Source organism: Kitasatospora cathayae (genome assembly GCF_027627435.1).
In the GTDB taxonomy this organism is placed as follows: domain Bacteria; phylum Actinomycetota; class Actinomycetes; order Streptomycetales; family Streptomycetaceae; genus Kitasatospora; species Kitasatospora cathayae.
This window is the reverse complement of the sequence record NZ_CP115450.1, coordinates 5351491-5371650: the sequence shown is the minus strand read 5'-3', so window position 1 is coordinate 5371650 and position 20160 is coordinate 5351491. Positions and strand designations below refer to the sequence as shown.

Sequence of the window (20160 nt, the reverse complement as noted above, 5' to 3'; positions counted from 1 at the left end):
TCCAGCGGCACAGCATCCAGCGCCCCAAGAATAAGCTCCGCCGGACCGCCCGTGATCACCTCGGGCCCGGTCCGCGCTCGGCGCCCAGCGCCTCCCGGCTGGACCGCAGGCCGCTCTCCAGCACCTCACCGCGGCGGGCCGGGTCCATCAGGTTCGGGCCCATCACCGCCAGGTCGGCCAGGGTCGGCGCGAGCAGCCGCACCCGCACGCCCTCGGCCCGCAGCAGCGTGGCCTCCCGCAGCAGCTGCCGGGTCACCGCCCGGCGGTAGCGGCTGACCAGCTGGGCCAGCACGCCGCGCGGGCGGTCCCGGGCCCGCCACTCGCGCAGCGCGGCCCGGGTGCCGCGGCCGCCGGAGCGCTCGGCCCGCGGGCCCAGCCGCAGCGCCATCGGGGCCAGCACGTACACCTCGTCCAGGCCGCGGCCGAGCAGCAGGTCGGCGTTGGTGGCGGACCAGCAGCCGCCGTCCACGTACGCCGAGCCGTTCACCCGCACCGGCGCGAACCAGCCGGGGATGGCGCAGGAGGCCATCACGGCGTCGGCCACCGCGACGTCGGGGGCCTGCGGGTCGCCGAAGACCACCCGGTGGCCGCTGCGGTAGTCCACCGCGGCCACCCGCAGCGGCGCGGCGGCCGCGCTCGGCGCCACCCCCGCCGCAGCGGGGGCCGAGCCGTCCGGCGCCGGCCAGCCGCCCGGGCCGAACAGCCCGCGCACCAGCTCGCCGACCGGCGCCAGCGAGCCGCGGCCGTGCGGCGCCATCGCCGAGACCATGGTCAGCAGCGGGTACTCGCGCGGATGCCGGACGGCGTCCCGCAGCAGGTCGGGCGAGCCGATCCCGGCGCGCGGGCGGGGCGGCAGCGCGCCGCCCGCCGCCGTGTCGTAGTCGAAGGCCACCCCGGCCAGCGGGCCCTCGGTGATCGGCAGGCCGCGCTGGTGGTCGCGCAGTTGTTCGGGGTGCACGCCCCCGGCCAGCAGCGCGGACAGGATCGCGCCCGCCGAGGTGCCGAGCAGCACGTCCGCCTCGCCCGGCCGGTGGCCGGTGGCCTCCTCGACGGCGCACAGCGCGCCGACCGTCCAGGCCGCGCCGAGCATTCCGCCCCCGCCCAGCACCAGGCCGCGCCGGGGCGCGCCGCCGGCGCTCGAGCCCTGCGCCGCCGCCGTCCGTGAGGTCATCCCGGCTGTCGTCATCCTGGCCGCCCGTCGTCGTTGGGAGCGGGTCAGGCTATCGATGGTGCGCGGGGACGGACGGGCGGCGCAACGGGAGCCCGGCCCCGAACCACCCGGTCCGCCGTATCCGGGCGTCCCCTTTCGGGCCGTACGGCCCGTCCCCGCACGTCAATCCGGCGCCGCCGGGATGCGGGCCGGGCCCGTCGCCGCACTGGGCGCCTCACCCGGATAGGTGAACTTCGCGCCGGACTCCGGGCCGCTCGAAAACGCGTTGCCGCCACGCCCGGGCCGCCGCCAGCCTGGGCCCGTCCGTACCCGCACCACCCTTACCGGGAGCCATCCGTGACCGCGCAGCTCAGCAACCAGCTCACCGCCCGTCCGCACCGTCGCGACCGCGCCTCCGGCGGCTGCGACCCGACCGGGCGCCGCCCGCGCCACCCGCGCGCCGCCTGCACCGCGGCCGCCGGAGCCGGGGCCGCCGCGGCCACCGGCGCGGCCCGCCACGACGCCGGGGCGCTCGCCACCCGCTTCGCCCACCAGCTGGTCGAGGTGCTCACCGGCGCCCGGCCCGCCGGCCAGCTGATGCGGCACACCAGCCTGGACGGCTACGGGCAGCTCGCCTCACTGGTCCGGGCCGGTGCGCTGCGCCGCGGCGGCCCCGCCGGCCGGCCCCGGCTCGGCCCGGTGCACGACCGGTCACCCTCGCCCGACGCCGTCGAGGCCTGCGTCCGGGTCGACCTCGGCCGGCGGCACCACATGGTGGCCTTCCGGCTGGAGCAGCGCGGCCCGGCCGGCCAGTGGCAGTGCACCGCCGTGGAGGCCCAATGACGACCACGGCGCACCGGACGGCGCAGGGCGCCGCCCCGGTCCGGGAGCGGCGCCCTGCGCGGCGTGCTGCGAGGGGCTCAGCCCTTGCGGCGGCGGCCCTTGGCGGCCTTGGCGGCCTTGCGCCGCTCGGCCCGGGTCATCCCGTCGCCGTCGTCCTCCGGCACGGCGTCCTCGAAGTCGCCCTCGACCACACCGCCGCCGACCTCCTCCGAAGGGGCCGTGTAGTGCAGCCGCTGCGGCTTCGGGGCCTCCAGGCCCTTGGCCTTGATCTCCGGGCGGGCGGCGTCCTTCTCCAGCTTCTCGAGCAGCACCTCGGCGTCCGCCACCGGCACCTCCTCGACCTGCTGCTCGACCTGGACCTCCAGGTTGAACAGGTAGGCGACGGACTCCTCCTTGATGCCCTCCATCATCGCGGTGAACATGTCGAAGCCCTCGCGCTGGTACTCGACCAGCGGGTCGCGCTGCGCCATGGCCCGCAGGCCGATGCCCTCCTGGAGGTAGTCCATCTCGTAGAGGTGCTCGCGCCAGCGCCGGTCCAGCACCGACAGCACGACGCGGCGCTCCAGCTCGCGCAGGATCTCCTCGCCGAGCTGGTCCTCGCGGACGCCGTACTGGGCCTGGATGTCCTCCTGGACGACCTTGATCAGGAAGTCCGGGGTCAGGCCGGACGGACCGCCGACCTCCTCCTCCAGCTCCGCCAGGTCCAGGGTGATCGGGTAGAGCTGCTTGAACGCGGTCCAGAGCTTGTCGAGGTCCCAGTCGTCCTCGAAGCCCTCGCCGGTGGCCGCCCGGACGTAGGCCTCGACGGTGTCGTCCATGAAGTGGCCGACCTGCTCCTGCAGGTCCTCGCCCTCCAGCACGCGGCGGCGCTCGCCGTAGATGACCTCGCGCTGCCGGTTGAGCACCTCGTCGTACTTCAGGACGTTCTTGCGGATCTCGAAGTTCTGCTGCTCGACCTGGGTCTGCGCGGAGGCGATCGCGCGGGTGACCATCTTGGACTCGATCGGCACGTCCTCGGGCACGTTGGCCATCGAGAGCACGCGCTCGACCATGCCGGCCTTGAACAGGCGCATCAGGTCGTCGCCCAGCGACAGGTAGAAGCGGGACTCGCCCGGGTCGCCCTGACGGCCGGAGCGGCCGCGCAGCTGGTTGTCGATCCGGCGGGACTCGTGCCGCTCGGTGCCGAGGACGTAGAGGCCGCCGGCCTCCTTGACCTCGTCCTGCTCGGCCTTGACCGAGGCCTTGGCCTTCTCCAGCGCGGCCGGGAACGCGGCCTCGTACTCCTCCGGGGTGTCGGTCGGAGTCAGCCCGCGCTGCGCCAGCTCGGCGGCGGCCAGGTGGTCGGCGTTGCCGCCGAGCATGATGTCGGTGCCGCGGCCTGCCATGTTGGTGGCGACGGTGACGGCGCCCTTGCGGCCGGCCTGCGCGACGATCTGGGCCTCGCGCTCGTGGTGCTTGGCGTTCAGCACCTCGTGCGGGATGCCGCGCTTGCGCAGCTCCTGCGACAGGTACTCGGACTTCTCGACCGACACGGTGCCGACCAGCACCGGCTGGCCCTTCTCGTGCTTCTCGGCGATGTCCTCGACCACGGCGGCGAACTTGGCCGGCTCCGACTTGTAGATCAGGTCGGGCTGGTCGATGCGCAGCGGCGGCTTGTTGGTCGGGATCGGCACCACGCCGAGCTTGTAGATCTGGTGGAACTCGGCGGCCTCGGTGGTACCGGTACCGGTCATGCCCGCCAGCTTGTCGTACAGGCGGAAGAAGTTCTGCAGGGTGATGGTGGCCAGGGTCTGGTTCTCGTTCTGGACCTCCACCCCCTCCTTGGCCTCGATCGCCTGGTGCATGCCCTCGTTGTAGCGGCGGCCGGCCAGGATGCGGCCGGTGTGCTCGTCGACGATCATGACTTCGCCGTTCATGACGACGTAGTCCTTGTCCTTCTTGTACAGCTCCTTGGCCTTGATGGCGTTGTTCAGGAAGCCGACGAGCGGGGTGTTCACCGACTCGTAGAGGTTGTCGATGCCGAGGTAGTCCTCGACCCGGGTGACACCCTCCTCCAGGACGCCGACGGTGCGCTTCTTCTCGTCGACCTCGTAGTCGCGGTCGATCTTCAGGCGCAGCACCAGCTTGGCGAAGTCGGCGTACCACTTGGTCGCCTGGTCCGCCGGGCCGGAGATGATCAGCGGGGTGCGGGCCTCGTCGATGAGGATCGAGTCGACCTCGTCGACGACCGCGAAGTTGTGGCCGCGCTGGACGAGTTCGTCCTTCGACCAGGCCATGTTGTCGCGCAGGTAGTCGAAGCCGAACTCGTTGTTCGTGCCGTACGTGATGTCCATCGCGTACTGGAGCTTGCGCTCGGCGGGCGTCATGTTGGCCAGGATCACGCCGACTTCGAGGCCGAGGAAGCGGTGCACCCGGCCCATCCACTCCGAGTCGCGCTCGGCGAGGTAGTCGTTGACGGTGATCAGGTGGACGCCCTTGCCGGTCAGCGCGTTCAGGTACGCGGGGAGGGTGCCGACCAGGGTCTTGCCCTCACCGGTGCGCATCTCGGCGACGTAGCCGAAGTGCAGGGCCGCGCCACCCATGAGCTGGACGTCGTAGTGCCGCTGGCCGAGCACGCGCTTGGCGGCCTCGCGGACGGTGGCGAACGCCTCGGGGAGGATGTCGTCCAGGGTCTCGCCGTCGGCGAGCCGCTGCTTGTACTCGTCGGTCAGCGCGCGCAGCTCGGCGTCGGTGAGGTTGACGAAGTCCTCTTCGATGGAGTTGACCTGGGCAGCAATCCGCTGCAGCTTGCGAAGGATCTTGCCTTCGCCGGCGCGCAGGATCTTGTCGAAGACGGACACTTGAGCGGGCTCCTTGCCTGTATTGGCACTGGACGACTGCACGGCGGGTCCACCCCACCGCACGGGCCATCGTATGCGAGGAGTCCAATGCGCCGGGAGGTGCGTCAGCACGGTATTCCCGTGTCACCCGCGCGTGCACATGGATCGATAGCACCGCCCACCGGGACAAAACGGTCGACGGGCCCGGGAGTTGGCCTCTCATGCGGATGGCCGCCTTCCTCCTCGGGGGAAATAATCCGCCCATGGAAGAAGCGCGGAGCGAACTCGTCACCCTCACCACCGACCGCCTCGTCCTGCGGGCCCCGCGGGAGTCGGACGTCGACGCGATCTTCGCGGCCTGCCAGGACGAGGAGATCCAGCGCTGGACGGTCGTCCCCGTCCCCTACCGCCGCGAGGACGCCGAGTTCTTCGTCCGCACCCTGGCGCCCGAGGGGCGGGCCGCCGGCGCCGAGTTCATCTGGTGCGTGGTCGAACGCGGCACCGGACGCCTGGTCGGCGCCCAGGCGGTCACCCGCCAGGCCGGCGACCCGGCCGCCGGCTCGGTCGGCTGGTGGACGGCGAAGGAGCAGCGCGGCCGCGGCTACACCGTCGAGGCGGCCCGCGCGGTCGCCCGCTGGGCGCTCACCGACCTCGGCCTGCGCCGCCTCCAGTGGCTCGCCTACGTCGGCAACGAGGGCTCGCGCGCGGTCGCCGAGCGGGTCGGCTACCGCCACGAGGGCACCCTGCGGTCCTACGCCGACCAGCGCGGCGTCTTCCGGGACGCCTGGATCGCCTCGCTGCTCCCCGCCGACCTGGACTGAGCGCCCGGTCCGCACCCCGGCCACCCCGCCCGCGGCCCGCTGTCAGTCCCCCCGATTACGCTCGCCGGCATGACCGCCGCCGCTGCCGACCACACCCCCGTCGCCGTCCTGGGCGCCGACGACGCCCGCCGGATCGCCCTGCGTGCCCAGGGGCTGCTGGGCGCGCCCGAACGCCGGGCCGGGGTGCGCGGGGTGCTGCGGCACCTGGGCGCCGTCCAGTTGGACACCATCTCGGTACTGGCCCGCTCGCACGAGCTGGTGCCGTACGCGCGGCTCGGCGCGGTCGGCCGCCCGGCGGTCGAGGCGGCGTACTGGGGCGCGGGCGGCAGCTTCGAGTACTGGTCGCACGCGGCCTGCGTCCTGCCGGTCGAGGAGTGGCCGCTCTTCGCCTTCCGGCGCCGGCACTACCGCGACCGCGGCCACCTCTGGGGCCACCAGGTCGCGCCCGCGACGTACCGGGCGGTGCTCGACAAGCTGCGTGCCGAGGGGCCGTTGACCTCCACCGAGCTGGGCGGGGCCAAGCGGACCGCCGAGTGGTGGGACTGGTCCGACACCAAGATCGCGGTCGAACGGGCGCTGGCCTTCGGAGACGTGGTCTGCACCGAGCGCCGGAGCTGGAAGCGGGTCTACGCGCTGGCCGAACAGGCGGTCCCCGAGGCCCTGTTCGGCCAGGACCGCTCCGACGAGGAGTGCGTGCGCACCCTGGTGGCCCAAGCCGGCGCCGCGCTCGGCGTGGCCACCCGGGCCGACCTGCTGGACTACCACCGGCTGCGCGCCGAGCAGTTGGACCCGGTGCTCGCGGACAGCGGCCTGGTCCCGGTGCAGGTGGCCGGCTGGGGCCCGGACGGCACCCGGGCGGCGGCCTGGGCCGATCCGGCCGCGCTCGCCACCGCCCCGCGCGGGCGCCACCGCACCACGCTGCTCTCGCCGTTCGACTCACTGGTCTGGGACCGCGCCCGCACCGAACGGATCTTCGGCATGACGCACCGACTGGAGGCCTACACGCCCAAGCACAAGCGGGTGCACGGCTACTTCGCGATGCCGCTGCTGGCCGGCGGCCGGCTGGTCGGCCGGGTCGACCCGGCCCGGGAGGGCCGCACCCTGGTCGCCCGGCAGGTCTCGCTGACCGGCGACCGCGGCGGTGCCCGGCACCTCGAGGCGCTGGCCGCCGCACTGCGCGAGGCGGCCGCCTGGGTCGGCTGCCAGGACGTGCGGGTCGAGGCGCTGCACGACGAACGGCTGCGCCCGGCCCTGGAGAAGCTGCTCACGGAATAGGGCTCGTCAGACAAGCCCTGGGCCGGCGGCGCGCACCGCTCATCCTATTTCGAGGATCTTCTCCCGCATCGCGTACACCACGGCCTCCATCCTGGAATGCAGTTGGAGCTTCTCCAGGATGTTGCGGACGTGGTTCTTCACGGTGTTCTCGCTGATGAACAGCTCCTTGGCGATCTCCCGGTTGTTCATTCCGGTCGCCACCAGTTTCAGCACCTCCAGCTCCCGGTCGGTGAGCCGGGGCGCGGGCACCAGGTCCCGGTCGTCGGAGCGCCGCTGGATCATCGACTTGAACTCGGTGAGCAGCTTGGAGGCCATCGACGGGCTGATCTGCGACTGCCCGTCGGCGACCGCGCGGATCGCGGTGGCAACCTCGTCGGTGGAGATCTCCTTGAGCAGGTAGCCGGTGGCCCCCGCCTTGATCGCCTCGTAGAGGTCGGCCTCCTCGTCGCTTATCGTCAACATGATGATCTTGGTGCTGGGTGCCACGTCCTTGATCGCGGTGCAGGCCTCGATCCCGCTGCGGCGCGGCATCCGGACGTCCATCAGGATGATGTCGGGCAGCAGGTCGGCGGCCTTCAGCACGGCCTCGGCGCCGTCCCCGGCCTCGCCGACCACCTTGATGTCCGGCTCCTCGGCGAGCACGATCTCCAGCCCCCGGCGGAACAGGGCGTGGTCGTCCACCACCAGGACGCGGATCGGCTCACCCCGGTGCGGCGCGTACGCGGGTCCCTCCTCCGGCCCCGGTGGCAGTCCGGTGACCGGTCCCGCTGCGGGCCCCAGCCCGAAGTGATCCCCCATCCGCTCCTCCCCCTTCGCGGGTCAACGTGCGCCCAATCATTCCACGCCTCGCCGTCGCCGCGGTCACCCTCCGATGCTGATTCCCCCGCATCGGGTGACCCCGGAACGCAACGGATCCGTGCACCGTTCGAACCCGTCCCACCGGTCGCGTCCGAAACGGGCGGAACGCCCCGAAACGCCGGTGACCCCGGCGGAAGCCGCCGGGGTCACCGCTCCGTCATTGCCGTCGGGAGGACGGTCAGTCCTCGTCGTCGGACCGGCCGATCGCACCGCCCGCGCCACTGGCCACGCCGGCCGTCATGTCCGGCTGCACGTGGATGACGCCGTAGTGGTAGCCGTGCCGGCGGTAGACGACGCTCGGCAGGCCGCTGTCCTTCTCCACGAAGAGGTAGAAGTCGTGGCCGACCAGCTCCATCTCGTAGAGCGCCTGGTCCAGCGCCATGGGGGCGGCCGAGTGCGTCTTCTCCCGGACCACCAGCGGGCCTTCGCCCTCCACTTCCAGGGATCCCATCATGGTCTTGCGGACGGCCCCGTTGGTCTCGCCCTCGTGCGCCGTCGTGGTCGGCAGCGCGGCCAGGGCCGCGGTCGCCTCGGCGACGCTGATCGGCGAGCGGTTCGTACCGCCCTTGTGCACCCGGCGCCGGTCCGCGGACTTGCGCAGCTGCGCGTCGAGCTTCGCCGAGGCCAGGTCGAGCGCCGCGTACGGGTCGGCGGCGGCGGCTTCGGCCCGGATCACCGGGCCCCGGGTACGAAGAGTGATCTCCACGCGGTCCGACCGGTCGGCCTGCCGCGGGTTGTGCTCCTTGGACACCTCGACGTCGAGGCTGATCACCTTGCCGTCGAACTTCTGGACCTTCTCCAGCTTCTCGGCCACGTGCTCGCGGAACCTCTTGGGCACCTCGGTCTTGCGGCCCTTGACGACGATGTCCACGCAGAACTCCGATCCCTCGTGCTGACGCCGATCCGGGTGCTACCGGACCGGACTGAGCTCCAGCTGGACCAGCCCATCCACTGCCGGCCCCCGCCCCCGCCGCCAGCGGCGGGAACGACTGGCCCTCATTCCACTTCCTCCCCATCAGGGACGGTTGAAACCCCCTGGAGCCTTATCGAACACCTCACAGGGAGTTTTCGCCTCCCCAGGCGCGATGGGGGGTATGACCCGATACTGCGGGCAGGCGGTCAAACTGTTGCACCCTGTCTACCCTCCTGTGGGTGAAGTAAGGGTAAATACCTGGACAACACCCCCCATACGGCGCATCCTTTGCTGACTCTCCGTGCCTGCCGCCGCAAGGAGCAGCCGTGCCGCCGTCCTCCTCCCCCGCCCGTCCGCCGTCCGCACCGACACCGTTCGGCCACGCACTGGCCGGGCTGCTGGACGTCCTGCTGCCCGCGAACTGCGCGGGCTGCGGTGCCGAACGCACCCAGCTCTGCCCGGTCTGCCGGCACGCCCTGGCCGACGTCCGTCCCGGCCCCACCCTGCTGCCCTGGGCGCACGCCGCCGCGCCGTACACCGACCCGGTGCGGCAACTGCTGCTCGCGCACAAGGAGCGCGGCGCGCTGCGGCTGGCCGGGCCGCTCGGCGAGGCGCTCGGACGGGCGGTGCGCTCCGCCCTGGGGGCGCAGGTCGGGGCCGCGCCGCTGCTGCTGGTCCCGATGCCCTCGGCCCGGGCGGCCGTGCGCGCCCGCGGCCACGACCCGACGCTGCGGCTGGCCGGGGCCGCCGCCCGGTCGCTGCGCCGGGCCGGCCTGGACGCCCGGGCCGCGCCGCTGCTGCGGCACGCCCGTCCGGTCGCCGACCAGACCGGCCTGAACGCCGTCGAGCGGCGGCGCAACCTGCACGGCGCGCTCACCGTCCTGCCGCGCGCCCGCCGCGGTCTGGCCGGCCGTCAGCCGGTGCTGGTGGACGACCTGGTGACCACCGGGGCGAGCCTGGCCGAGGCGGCCCGGGCGCTGGCCGACGCCGGACTGCCCGCCCGCGCCGCCGCGACGGTCGCGGCCACCGCCGTCCAGCCCGTGGAGTGAGACCCCGCCGACCCCACCGACCCCGCGTCTGCCGCGCCCGACGGTCAGCCCGCGTAGAAGTACGAGCGGGCCTTGTCCACCAACTGGGCTTCCCGCCACTGGTTGTTGACCAGCCGGTAGACCGTCCCGCCCGCCACCGCGAGCACCGGCCACGGCTGCGCCAGGAGGTACCCGCGGGACTCCGCGGCCGAGATCGACTGCGGGGAGGACGGCAGGCCGTTGCCGGTCTGCAGCTGACTGTCCGTGGTCTGCGAGCCGTCGGTGCTGATGTAGTACAGCTGCTGGGGGCGGTCGGCCTCCTTGCCGAGCACCAGCAGCTGGTCGGTCTCCGCCCAGGACACCGAGGCGACGTCGGTGAGCGAGGGGGCCGCCCGGCGCACCCCGGTGATCCGCACGGTCGGCGCCTCCGGGGTGCCGCCGCGCTCCACCCGTCCGAACCTGAGTGAACTGCCCGCCACGCCGGGCGACTTGACCACCAGGGCGATCCGAGCGCCGTCCGAGGAGATCTTCAGTGCCTGCACCGTCTCCCCGGGCAGGCTGTCGACCGCCACGGTGTACGTCTTGTTGCCGCGCACCATGACCACCCGCGGGGCCTGCGGGTTGCGGTCCACCACCCAGAGGTCGCCGCGGCCGTCCCAGGTGGGCGAGGTGAGGCCGTCGTCCTTGGCGCCGGCCTTCACCGGCGAGCTGAGCACCGGCTCGGGCATCGCGACCGTGTTGGCCGACAGCGGCACCGTGTAGAGCTGGTGGCCGTCGTCCGTGAGCGCGGCGGCCTGGGAGCCGTCCCGGCTGACCGCGACGGTGCCCAGCTGGGGCGCGCCGTTCGCGCGGGGCTTGCCGAGCACCCCGGGCACCGGGTCGCCGCTGTGCCCCTCGTCGGCTTCCATCAGCACGCCGTTGTCGGCACGCTGGTAGTACTGCTGCGGGGGCACCGGCCCGGCCAGCGCGCCGGGGCCGACGGCCGAGCCGTCGCTGCGGCTGGCCGTGCAGGAGCCGCGCTGCCCCTTCAGTTCCAGCCGGTCGACCTGCCCCTTGCCCTGGTCGGCGAAGGTGTAGAAGAGCTGGGTCGCCATCCGGCGGCAGGCCGTCGGATCGCCCAGGTCGGGCCCGCCGAGCTGCACGTGGGCGACCCGGCTGTCGTCGAGGGTCACCTTGTCGACCGTGCTCCCGCTCGGGAAGGCCGTCCGGGCCACCGGCGCGAGCCAGGTCGAGGGCCCGGCGACCAGGGCCTTGGCGGCCGCGGTCAGCGGGTCGACCCGGCGCCGCAGGTAGATCGGGTCGGCGACCAGCACGTCCTGGCCACCGTTGCCGGAGGCGGGCGCGGACGGGTCCGGGGCGGTGTAGAAGAAGCGCTCGACCTGCCGGAAGCTGTTCCGGAAGTTGGCCTCGTTCATGATCACGCCGGGCGGCAGCTTGTCGATCCGCCACTCGCCCTTCTCCCGGACGAAGGTGAAGTCGAAGGAGTTGACGTTCTGCCCCCCGGCCACCAGCGAGTACGAGTGCTTCTCGTCGACCGTGGCCACCAGCTGCCCGGACACCGTCTCGGAGTAGACGCCGTCCGCGTCGGTGACCACCTGGTCGGTCGGGATCTGCGTGGCGGAGAGCACCCGGATCTCCGCCTCCGGGTTCCAGCTCGCGGCGGCGCGCTCGGTGAGGTACTTGCGCGCGGTGTCGAAGCCCTCGTCGGCGGTCACCGCGTCCAGGAACCCGGTCAGCAGCTCGCGCGGCTCGGCGCCCTTGCCGGGCGCCACCGGGAAGACCCTGGCCTGCAGGTTCTTGTCGGCCGAGCCCTGCGACAGCTCCACCTTGGTGATGCCGCCGGAGTCCGGCATGGCCGCGCAGCCGCTCGCCACCAGGGCGCCGAGCAGCACACCGGCCACCGCCACGAGCCGTGGCTCAGTCCTGTTGCTCGTCCTTCGCACGCTGCGACCCCTCCAGGTCCGTCCCACCCGTCGCGTCCGGTTCCGCCGTCCGCTGTGCCACCGACGGCCGTCCCGGCGTCGGGTCCACCATGACCTGGGCGCCGGTGGCGCCGTAACCGGCCGCCGTCCGCACGTCCGAGGGGTCCGAGCGCGGCCCCTCCGGCAGTCGGCTCCGGCTCAGCCCGGGGCCGATGTTCAGCACCCCGCCGAGCCCGCTGCCCAGCCCGTTGCCGGCCCCTTCCGGCGGCTCGGTCTGCTCCTCGGCGGCGGTCATCGCCGTCGAGCCGGCCGGAGCGATCGCCCGGCGGTACGGCGTGCCGTACGCACCCAGGCCCCGGTTGTTGCGGGAGTCCTCCGGCTCCAGCCGGAACGGCGCCCGGTTGATCTCGCCGCCGCGGGTGCGCGGCAGAGTGAGCCGGAAGTGCGAGCCGCCGCCGGGCTCGCCCCAGGCCTGGAGCCAGCCGCCGTGCAGATGGGCGTCCTCGACCGCGATGGACAGGCCCAGGCCGGTGCCGCCGGTGGTGCGCACCCGGGACGGGTCCGCCCGCCAGAAGCGGTGGAACACCCGGGACGCCTCGCCCGGCTTGAGGCCGATGCCGTAGTCGCGCACGCCGACCGCGACCGCGCCGTCCGCCGAGCCCAGCCGGACCACCACGTCACGGCCCTCGCCGTGCTCCAGCGCGTTGACCACCAGGTTGCGCAGGATGCGCTCGATCCGGCGGGAGTCCACCTCGGCCAGCACCGGCTCGCCGTCGCCGCGGATCACCACGGTGCTGCCCTTGGCCTGGGCCAGCGGATCGGCGGCCTCCACCACCCGGGCGACGATCTCGCGCAGGTCGACCGGCTCGGCGTCCAGGATCGCGGCGCCGGCGTCGAAGCGGCTGATCTCCAGCAGGTCGGCCAGCAGCGACTCGAAGCGGTCCAGCTGACCCTGCAGCAGCTCCGCCGAGCGGGCCGCCATCGGGTCCAGGTCCTCGCGGCTGTCGTAGATCAGGTCGGCGGCCATCCGGACCGTGGTCAGCGGGGTGCGCAGCTCGTGCGAGACGTCCGAGACGAAGCGCCGCTGCACCCGGGACAGTTCCTCCAGCTGGCGGATCTGCGCCTGCAGGGCGTTGGCCATCCGGTTGAACGACTCCCCGAGGCGGGCGATGTCGTCCGTCCCGGTCACCTTCATCCGCTCTTCCAGGTGCCCGTCGGCGAGCCGCTCGGAGATGCCGGCCGCCATCCGCACCGGGGTGACCACCTGGCGCACCACGACCCAGGCGATGCCGCCCATCAGGATCACCACGAACACGCCGGCGGTCGCCAGGGTGCCGGTGATCAGGTTGAGGGTGTCGGTCTCCTGGCCGAAGGAGAACACGTAGAACAGCTGGTAGCTGGTGTTGGCCGGGCCGACGAACTGCATGCCGAGGGCCAGCCCGGGCTCGCTCTTGCCGCCGGCCTCGGGCGAGCGGTGGATCCGGGTCGGCTGGTCGAACATCTGGCCGGGCTCTTCGTAGAGCTTGGCGCGCAGGGTGTCCGGGATGCTGCTGGGCTGGATGTCGCCCGAGTAACGCGGTGCGAAGCCGGCGCTGTCCGGGACGACCGTCCCGGTACCGGGGGCCATCGCGATCACCGAGTAGACCGTCTGCCCGCTCGCGGCGAGGTCGTTGACCTGGCGCAGCAGCCAGGTGCCGGTCTCGCCGGTGCTCGGGTCGACGGCACCCCGCAGGTTCTGGTCCCGGGCCTCGTCGATCTTCTTCTGCTCGACCTGGAAACCGATCCGGGCCTGCGCCCGGGCGGCGTCGATCTTGGTGTCCAGCAGGCCGTTGCGCACCTGCGCCACCACGACCACGCCCAGCACCAGGACCACCGCGATGGAGGCCAGCAGGGACACCGCGACCACGCGCACCTGGATCGACCGGCGGTACAGCGCGGTCACCTGGCGCGCGGGGCGACGGAACCGACGCTTCATCAGGCAGAACACTCCGGAGGGGCCGCGACGGCGGCGGGTGGTCGAACTCAGCACGTCTCCGCGCACGGCCCCCGCCCCGTCGGTCGCGGAACCCGACGGGGTGTCCTCAGCCCGGTCCGTCACGTCAGCTGGGTCCGGCCTTGTAGCCGACGCCGCGGACGGTCACCACGATCTCCGGACGCTCCGGGTCCTTCTCGATCTTGGAACGCAGACGCTGCACATGGACGTTGACGAGCCGGGTGTCCGCCGCGTGGCGGTAGCCCCAGACCTGCTCCAGCAGCACCTCGCGGGTGAACACCTGCCAGGGCTTGCGGGCCAGCGCGACCAGCAGGTCGAACTCCAGCGGGGTCAGCGGGATGCTGCGCCCGTCCCGCTTCACCGAGTGGCCGGCCACGTCGATCACCAGGTCGCCGATGGTCAGCTGCTCGGGCGTCGGCTCCTCGGCGCGGCGCAGCCGGGCGCGCACCCGGGCCACCAGCTCCTTGGGCTTGAACGGCTTGGTGACGTAGTCGTCGGCGCCGGACTCCAGGCCCACCACCACGTCGACGGTGTCGGTCTTCGCGGTCAGCATGACGATCGGGACGCCGGACTCCGCCCGGATCTGCCGACACACGTCGATGCCGTCGCGGCCCGGCAGCATCAGGTCGAGCAGGACCAGATCGGGCTTGCTCTCCCGGAACGCGGCTAGCGCCTTGTCCCCATCCGCGACGAAAAACGGCTCAAAACCCTCACCACGCAGCACGATGCCGAGCATCTCGGCCAGTGCGGAGTCGTCATCAACGACGAGGACGCGTCCCTTCATGCGTCCATCTTCTCATTACCGGATTGTGACCTGCCGCACAGCAGTGTCAATGCTCCACAACGGCCAACTCCCCTGCCGTCGAATTCCGGCCATACCGGGCGAATAGCCCTCGTCGGAGCCCCTCCGAACGGTCCGGAACCCGCCGTCCGACCCCCTGACGGGCCCCGTTGCCGATCAGCAACCGGATACCCCTGGGGCGTCTCCGGGCCCCATGGCACGATGGGCGCTGCGCGCGGGCGGAAGATCCGCTCGGAGCCGCGCCCAGGACGCCCCTCCGAGGAGCAGTGATGACCGACACTCCGGGCTGGGCCTCGCCCGGCTCGTCCGAGCCACCCCGCGACGGCGTCCGGCCCCCGGCCGACGCGCCCGCCGCCGTGCCCGGGCCGTCGGCACCCCCTCAGGCCACCCCCGGCTGGGGCACCCAGTACGGGCAGCCGCACCACGGCGGACAGACGCCCGGGCGCGGCCCGTACGGCTGGGAAGCCGCCCGCAGCCCCCGGCCAGGCGTCATCCCGCTGCGCCCGCTGAGCGTCGGCGAACTGCTCGACGGCGCCGTCACCACCGTCCGCCGGCACTGGCGCACCGCCCTCACCCTCTCGCTCGGCATCGCCGTCCTCGACCGGGCCGGCGCCTTCGTCGCCCAGCTGCTGGTCAGGGGCCGCACCGGTGCCTCCACCCAGCTCCTCACCCTGCTCGCCAGCCTGCCGCTGACACTGCTGCTCGACGCGCTCGCCGTCGCACTGCTGACCATCGTGGTCAGCCGCGCCGTCCTCGGCCGCTCGGTGACCGCCGGGGAGGCCTGGCGCGACGCACGCCCCCGACTGCTGAAGCTGCTCGGGCTCACCGTGCTCACCACCCTGTTGAGCGGCGGCGTGATCCTGCTCGGCTTCACCCCGTGGCTCGGCTACAGCGCCGGTGGCGCGGGCAGCCGCGGCACCGAGGGCCTGCTGTTCCTGGTCGGCGTGCTGACCGTCCCGGTCGGACTCTGGCTGCTGATCCGCTACAGCCTGGCCGCCCCCGCGCTGATGCTGGAGAAGCAGGGCGTGGTGACGGCGCTGTCGCGCTCGCGGCGGCTGGCCCGCGGCTCCTGGTGGCGGATCTTCGGCATCGTCCTGCTGAGCCGGCTCCTGGCCGGGATCGTCGGGGCGACCCTGGTCATCCCGTTCCGCGTCATCGGCCTGCTGCTCGGCTTCGGCTCCGTCGACCGCTTCGGCGACACCTCCCAGCAGTCCATCGGCATGATGGTGCTCACCGCGATCGCCGGCATCATCGCCTCCGCGCTGGCCACCCCGTTCCTGGCCGCGGTCAGCGTGCTGGTCTACATCGACCAGCGGATCCGCCGCGAAGCCCTGGACATCGAGCTCGCCCGCGCCGCCGGACTGCCCGAGCAGGGCGGCACCGGCGGGAGCGGCCCGGCGGACCAGACCACGGCAGGGCGCTGAACCGGATGCCCATCTGGGGGGACAGGCTCCTCGCCGCCGCCGGCGCCCCGGTCACCGTTCCGCGTGACCCGGCCCGCGACGCCGCCCGCGACGAGCTGCTCAACGCCGAGTACCACAAGAACGACCCGACCGTCCTGGAACGCGTCGTCGACTGGATCTGGGACCACCTCGACCGCGCCATGGGCAGCATCTCCGGCGGCGGCACCGACGGCAGCACCGGACTGGTGTTCTTCCTGATCGTCGCCGTGGTGATCGGCGCCGCCGTCTGGTGGCGCCTCGGCGCACCCAAGCGCGCCGCCCGCACCGTCCTGGGCGTGTACGGCACCGACGGCCCACGCACCGCCGCCCAGTACCGCGCGGATGCCGCCGGGCACGCCGCCGCGGGCCGCTGGGCCGAAGCCGTCCGCGAGCAGATGCGCGCGCTGGTCCGGGCCCTGGAGGAGCGCACCCTGCTCGACTCCCGCCCCGGCCGCACCGCCGACGAGGCCGCCGCCGAGGCCGGCCGGGCCCTGCCCGAGCACGCCGCCGCGCTGACCGCGGCCGCCCGCGCCTTCGACGACATCGCCTACGGCGAGCGCACCGCCGACCAGGCCGCCTACCAGCTGCTGCTGGACCTCGACCGGACGCTGGAACGCACCCGCCCGGTCCTCGCCCACGCCGCGGCCCCCGCCCCGGCCCCGACCCCGGGAGGAGCGGCATGACCAGCACCGCCCCGGCTCCCCCCGCCGCCGAACCGCCCGCCGCCGAGGCCACGCCGACCAGCCTCGCCCCCACCGGGCGCCGCCTGGTCCGCCGGGCCCGCTGGTACCTCGTCGTCCTCGCCGTCCTGCTGGTCGCCGCCGTCGGCATCGCCGTCCTCAACCGCGGCCACCGCTACGCCCCGATCGACCCGCGCTCGTACGACGCCGACGGCGCCCACGCCGTGGTCGCCCTGCTCGAGCACCAGGGCATCAGGACCGGGCTCAGCACCGACCCCGCGGCCGCCGCGAACGGCGCCGACACCCTGGTGCTGCCCGAACCCGACCTGCTCAGCCCGGCCCAGCTGCGCGCCATCGCGGCCGCCCGGCACCAGCGGCTGGTCCTGATCGCCCCCGGCCCGGTCGCCCTCAACGCGCTCGCCCCCGGCATCCGCCCCTCCGACGAGGACGGCGGCGTCCCCTTCGCCCCCGTCCAGAGCACCCACCCGGACTGCGTCCTCGACGAGGCCGTCCGGGCCGGCAGCGCCTCGATGGGCGGCATGCTCTACACCAGCGGAACCCGTGGCGACGGCTGCTACTCGCGCCGGCACGCCTACCCGCTGGTCAGCACCCCCAGCGGGGGCGGCGACGTCATCGTGCTCGGCAGCGCCCAGTTCCTGCGCAACGACGAGCTCGCCAAGGACGGCAACGCCGCGCTCGCGCTCGGCCTGCTCGGCTCGCAGCCCCGCCTCACCTGGCACCTGCCCGACTACACCGCGCCGGTCCTCGAGGGCACCCAGCGCAAGTCCTTCGGCGACTACCTCCCGAAGGGCTGGCACTGGGCCTGCTACCAGCTCGCCGTCGCCGCCGTGCTCGCCGCCCTCTGGCGCGCCCGCCGGCTCGGCCCGGTGGTCAGCGAGAACCTGCCCGTGGTGGTCCGCGCCGCCGAGACCACCGAAGGCCGCGCCCGCCTCTACCGGCGGGCCAAGGCGCGCGGCCGCGCCGCCGAGGCCCTGCGCCACGCCACCGCCCACCGCCTCGCCCCCGCCCTGGGCGTCCCGCTCCAGGCCGGCGCCCCCGAGCCGGAAGCACTCTGCGCGGCCGTCGCCGACCGCCTCCCCGAACGACCCGCCGGGGACGTCCGGGCCCTGCTCTACGGCCCGCCCCCGACCGACGACGCCGCGCTGCTGCGGCTCGCCGACGACCTCGACGCCCTCGAAAGGCAGGTACGGAACCCGTGACCGAACAGGCGACCGCCCAGCTCCGCATCACCCCCGGCACGGCACCCGCCACCCCCGCCACCGACCCGCGCGCCGCGCTGACCGCCCTGCGCGCCGAGATCGGCAAGGCCGTCGTCGGCCAGGACGCCGCCGTCACCGGCCTGGTGGTGGCGCTGCTCTGCGGCGGCCACGTGCTGCTGGAAGGCGTCCCCGGCGTCGCCAAGACCCTGCTGGTCCGCACCCTGTCCACGGCCCTCAGCCTGGAGACCAAGCGCATCCAGTTCACCCCCGACCTGATGCCCGGCGACGTCACCGGCTCGCTCGTCTACGACGCCCGCACCGCCGAGTTCTCCTTCCAGCCCGGCCCGGTCTTCACCAACCTGCTGCTCGCCGACGAGATCAACCGCACCCCGCCCAAGACCCAGGCCGCCCTGCTGGAGGCCATGGAGGAGCGGCAGGTCACCGTGGACGGCGAGCCGCGCGCGCTGCCCGTCCCCTTCCTGGTCGCCGCGACCCAGAACCCGGTCGAGTACGAGGGCACCTACCCGCTGCCCGAGGCCCAGCTGGACCGCTTCCTGCTCAAGCTGATCCTGCCGCTGCCCGACCGCGACCAGGAGTTCCAGGTGCTGTCCCGGCACGCGGCCGGCTTCGACCCCCGGGACCTCGCCGCCGCCGGCGTCCGCCCCGTCGCCGGGCCCGAGCACCTCGCCGCCGCCCGCGAGCAGATCGCCGGGCTGACCGTCTCCCCCGAGGTCCTCGCGTACATCGTCGACCTCTGCCGGGCCACCCGGCAGTCCCCGTCGCTGTCCATCGGCGTCTCCCCGCGCGGTGCCACCGCGCTGCTCGCCGCCTCGCGCGCCTGGGCCTGGCTGGCCGGACGGGACTACGTCACCCCGGACGACGTCAAGGCCCTCGCCCTGCCCACCCTGCGGCACCGCGTCGCGCTGCGCGCCGAGGCCGAGATGGAGGGCGTCACCGCGGACTCCGTCATCCAGGCCGTCCTCGCCCAGACGCCCGCCCCCCGCTGACCCACACCCGCCGGACGCACCGGGCCACCGAATCCACGGCCCTCCGACCACGGGCTTCCGAAGGAGCGCACCCGCCATGGCCCTCACCGGGCGAACCGCCCTGATCGCCGCGCTCGGCGCGCTCTTCGTGGGCCTGCTGCTGCCCTCCTGGGCCGGGATCGGGACCGTCACCGGCGCGGTCCTGCTCGCCGTTCTGGCCGACCTGGTGCTCGCCGCCCCCGTCCGCAGCCTGCGGATCGTCCGGGGCGGCGACACCACCGTCCGGCTCGGTGACACCGCGTCCGTCGAACTGTCCGTCACCAACCCCTCCGGGCGCCCCCTCCGGGCCCTGATCCGCGACGCCTGGGCCCCCTCCGCCTGGCGCCCCGGCACCGCCGAGACCTCCTCCCGGCACACCCTCACCGTCCCCGCCGGCGAACGGCGCCGGGCCGTCTCCCGGCTCGCCCCGAGCCGCCGCGGCGACCACCACGCCCACCGGGTCACGGTCCGTTCGCTCGGCCCGCTCGGCCTGGCCGGCCGCCAGGGCTCCCACCACGTCCCCTGGACGGTCCGCGCCCTCCCCCCGTTCCACAGCCGCAAGCACCTGCCCTCCCGGCTCGCCCGACTGCGTGAACTCGACGGCCGCACCTCGGTGCTGACCCGTGGCCAGGGCACCGAGTTCGACTCGCTGCGGGAGTACCTGCCCGGCGACGACGTCCGCTCCATCGACTGGCGCGCCAGCGCCCGCCGCACCACCGTCGCCGTCCGCACCTGGCGCCCCGAACGCGACCGGCACATCCTCGTCGTCCTGGACACCGGCCGCACCTCGGCCGGCCGCGTCGGCGACGCCCCCCGCCTGGACGCCGCCCTCGACGCCGCCCTGCTGCTCACCGCCCTCGCCACCCGCGCCGGCGACCGCGTCGACCTGCTCGCCCACGACTCCCGCAAGCGCACCGCGGTCATCGGCAGCTCGCCGAGCGAGATCCTGCCGGCCTTCACCAACGCGATGGCCCTGCTGGAACCCGCGCTGCACGAGACCGACATGCGCTCCCTGGTCTCCACCGCGCTCAGGATGGCACCGCACCGCTCGCTGATCGTCCTGCTCACCGGCCTCGACGCGGCCCCCGTCGAGGACGGCCTGCGCCCGCTGCTGCCACTGCTCACCAAGCGCCACGAGGTCGTCCTCGCCTCGGTCGCCGACCCGCACCTGGACGTGCTGGCCGCCGGCCGCGGCACCCTGGAGGCCGTCTACGGCGCCGCCGCCGCCGAACAGACCCGTGCCGACCGCCGCCACACCGCCGACCGCCTCACCCGGCACGGCGTCACCGTCCTCGACGCCCCGCCCGGCCAGATCGCCCCCGCCCTGGCGGACACCTACCTGGCGCTGAAGGCCGCGGGCCGACTCTGA

The 20160-nt window shown here is 73.9% G+C and carries 16 protein-coding genes; 9 read left to right on the top strand and 7 right to left on the bottom strand.

The features are described 5' to 3' along the window. Positions 1–55: 55 nt before the first annotated feature. Positions 56–1171, bottom strand: coding sequence for a patatin-like phospholipase family protein (locus tag O1G21_RS24030; RefSeq protein ID WP_270146661.1), 1116 nt, complete (start codon positions 1169–1171; stop codon positions 56–58). A gap of 336 nt (positions 1172–1507) precedes the next feature. Here O1G21_RS24030 and O1G21_RS24025 point away from each other — a divergent pair, with 336 nt between their 5' ends. After that, entirely contained in the window at positions 1508–1993 is a 486-nt protein-coding gene (locus O1G21_RS24025) for an Rv3235 family protein (protein ID WP_270146660.1), read from the top strand. A gap of 77 nt (positions 1994–2070) precedes the next feature. Here the strand turns inward: O1G21_RS24025 and secA are convergent, their stop codons facing one another. Then, the gene (gene secA, locus O1G21_RS24020) at positions 2071–4833 is read right to left on the bottom strand and encodes a preprotein translocase subunit SecA (RefSeq protein ID WP_270146659.1); all 2763 of its coding nucleotides are present in this window, start codon (positions 4831–4833) and stop codon (positions 2071–2073) included. Positions 4834–5075: 242 nt separating this feature from the next. Between secA and O1G21_RS24015 the strand changes: the two genes are divergently transcribed. Together O1G21_RS24015 and O1G21_RS24010 are read left to right on the top strand one after the other, a co-directional pair. Then, complete coding sequence (locus O1G21_RS24015; protein WP_270146658.1) at positions 5076–5633, top strand: GNAT family N-acetyltransferase; 558 nt, start codon at positions 5076–5078, stop codon at positions 5631–5633. Between the two features lie 69 nt (positions 5634–5702). Continuing rightward, positions 5703–6908 carry a winged helix-turn-helix domain-containing protein gene (locus O1G21_RS24010; RefSeq protein ID WP_270146657.1) on the top strand — a complete coding sequence of 402 codons (1206 nt, stop codon included), beginning with the start codon at positions 5703–5705 and terminating at the stop codon, positions 6906–6908. 39 nt (positions 6909–6947) lie between these two features. On the opposite strand, the gene O1G21_RS24005 is transcribed toward O1G21_RS24010, so the two are convergent. Together O1G21_RS24005 and hpf are read right to left on the bottom strand one after the other, a co-directional pair. Beyond that, entirely contained in the window at positions 6948–7706 is a 759-nt protein-coding gene (locus O1G21_RS24005; protein ID WP_333493492.1) for a response regulator transcription factor, read from the bottom strand. A 238-nt stretch (positions 7707–7944) separates the two neighbouring features. Further along, on the bottom strand, positions 7945–8637 hold the full coding sequence (hpf, locus tag O1G21_RS24000; RefSeq protein WP_270146656.1) for a ribosome hibernation-promoting factor, HPF/YfiA family: 693 nt from the start codon (positions 8635–8637) through the stop codon (positions 7945–7947). Between the two features lie 368 nt (positions 8638–9005). Between hpf and O1G21_RS23995 the strand changes: the two genes are divergently transcribed. Continuing rightward, positions 9006–9728, top strand: coding sequence for a ComF family protein (locus O1G21_RS23995; protein ID WP_333493491.1), 723 nt, complete (start codon positions 9006–9008; stop codon positions 9726–9728). A gap of 44 nt (positions 9729–9772) precedes the next feature. Here the strand turns inward: O1G21_RS23995 and O1G21_RS23990 are convergent, their stop codons facing one another. The 3 genes from O1G21_RS23990 to mtrA form a co-directional block, all read right to left on the bottom strand. Next, positions 9773–11614, bottom strand: coding sequence for an LpqB family beta-propeller domain-containing protein (locus O1G21_RS23990; protein WP_270146655.1), 1842 nt, complete (start codon positions 11612–11614; stop codon positions 9773–9775). 10 nt (positions 11615–11624) lie between these two features. Further along, on the bottom strand, positions 11625–13604 hold the full coding sequence (gene mtrB / locus O1G21_RS23985) for an MtrAB system histidine kinase MtrB (protein ID WP_270146654.1): 1980 nt from the start codon (positions 13602–13604) through the stop codon (positions 11625–11627). 124 nt (positions 13605–13728) lie between these two features. Next, positions 13729–14406, bottom strand: a complete 678-nt coding sequence (gene mtrA, locus O1G21_RS23980; protein WP_030283937.1) for an MtrAB system response regulator MtrA — start codon at positions 14404–14406, stop codon at positions 13729–13731. Between the two features lie 287 nt (positions 14407–14693). On the opposite strand from mtrA, the gene O1G21_RS23975 reads away from it, so the two are divergent. The 5 genes from O1G21_RS23975 to O1G21_RS23955 all read left to right on the top strand — a co-directional run bounded on the left by O1G21_RS23975 (position 14694) and on the right by O1G21_RS23955 (position 20160). Then, positions 14694–15848 carry a hypothetical protein gene (locus O1G21_RS23975; protein ID WP_270146652.1) on the top strand — a complete coding sequence of 385 codons (1155 nt, stop codon included), beginning with the start codon at positions 14694–14696 and terminating at the stop codon, positions 15846–15848. A 5-nt stretch (positions 15849–15853) separates the two neighbouring features. Then, positions 15854–16549: a DUF4129 domain-containing protein gene (locus O1G21_RS23970; protein WP_270146651.1), complete on the top strand. Its 696-nt coding sequence runs from the start codon at positions 15854–15856 to the stop codon at positions 16547–16549. Then, a complete protein-coding gene (locus tag O1G21_RS23965; RefSeq protein WP_270146650.1) occupies positions 16546–17766 on the top strand; it encodes a DUF4350 domain-containing protein in 1221 nt (406 codons plus the stop codon). Before O1G21_RS23970 ends, O1G21_RS23965 begins: the two co-directional genes overlap by 4 nt. 26 nt (positions 17767–17792) lie before the next feature. Then, complete coding sequence (locus O1G21_RS23960) at positions 17793–18773, top strand: AAA family ATPase (RefSeq protein ID WP_270151213.1); 981 nt, start codon at positions 17793–17795, stop codon at positions 18771–18773. Between the two features lie 76 nt (positions 18774–18849). Further along, positions 18850–20160, top strand: coding sequence for a DUF58 domain-containing protein (locus O1G21_RS23955; RefSeq protein ID WP_270146649.1), 1311 nt, complete (start codon positions 18850–18852; stop codon positions 20158–20160).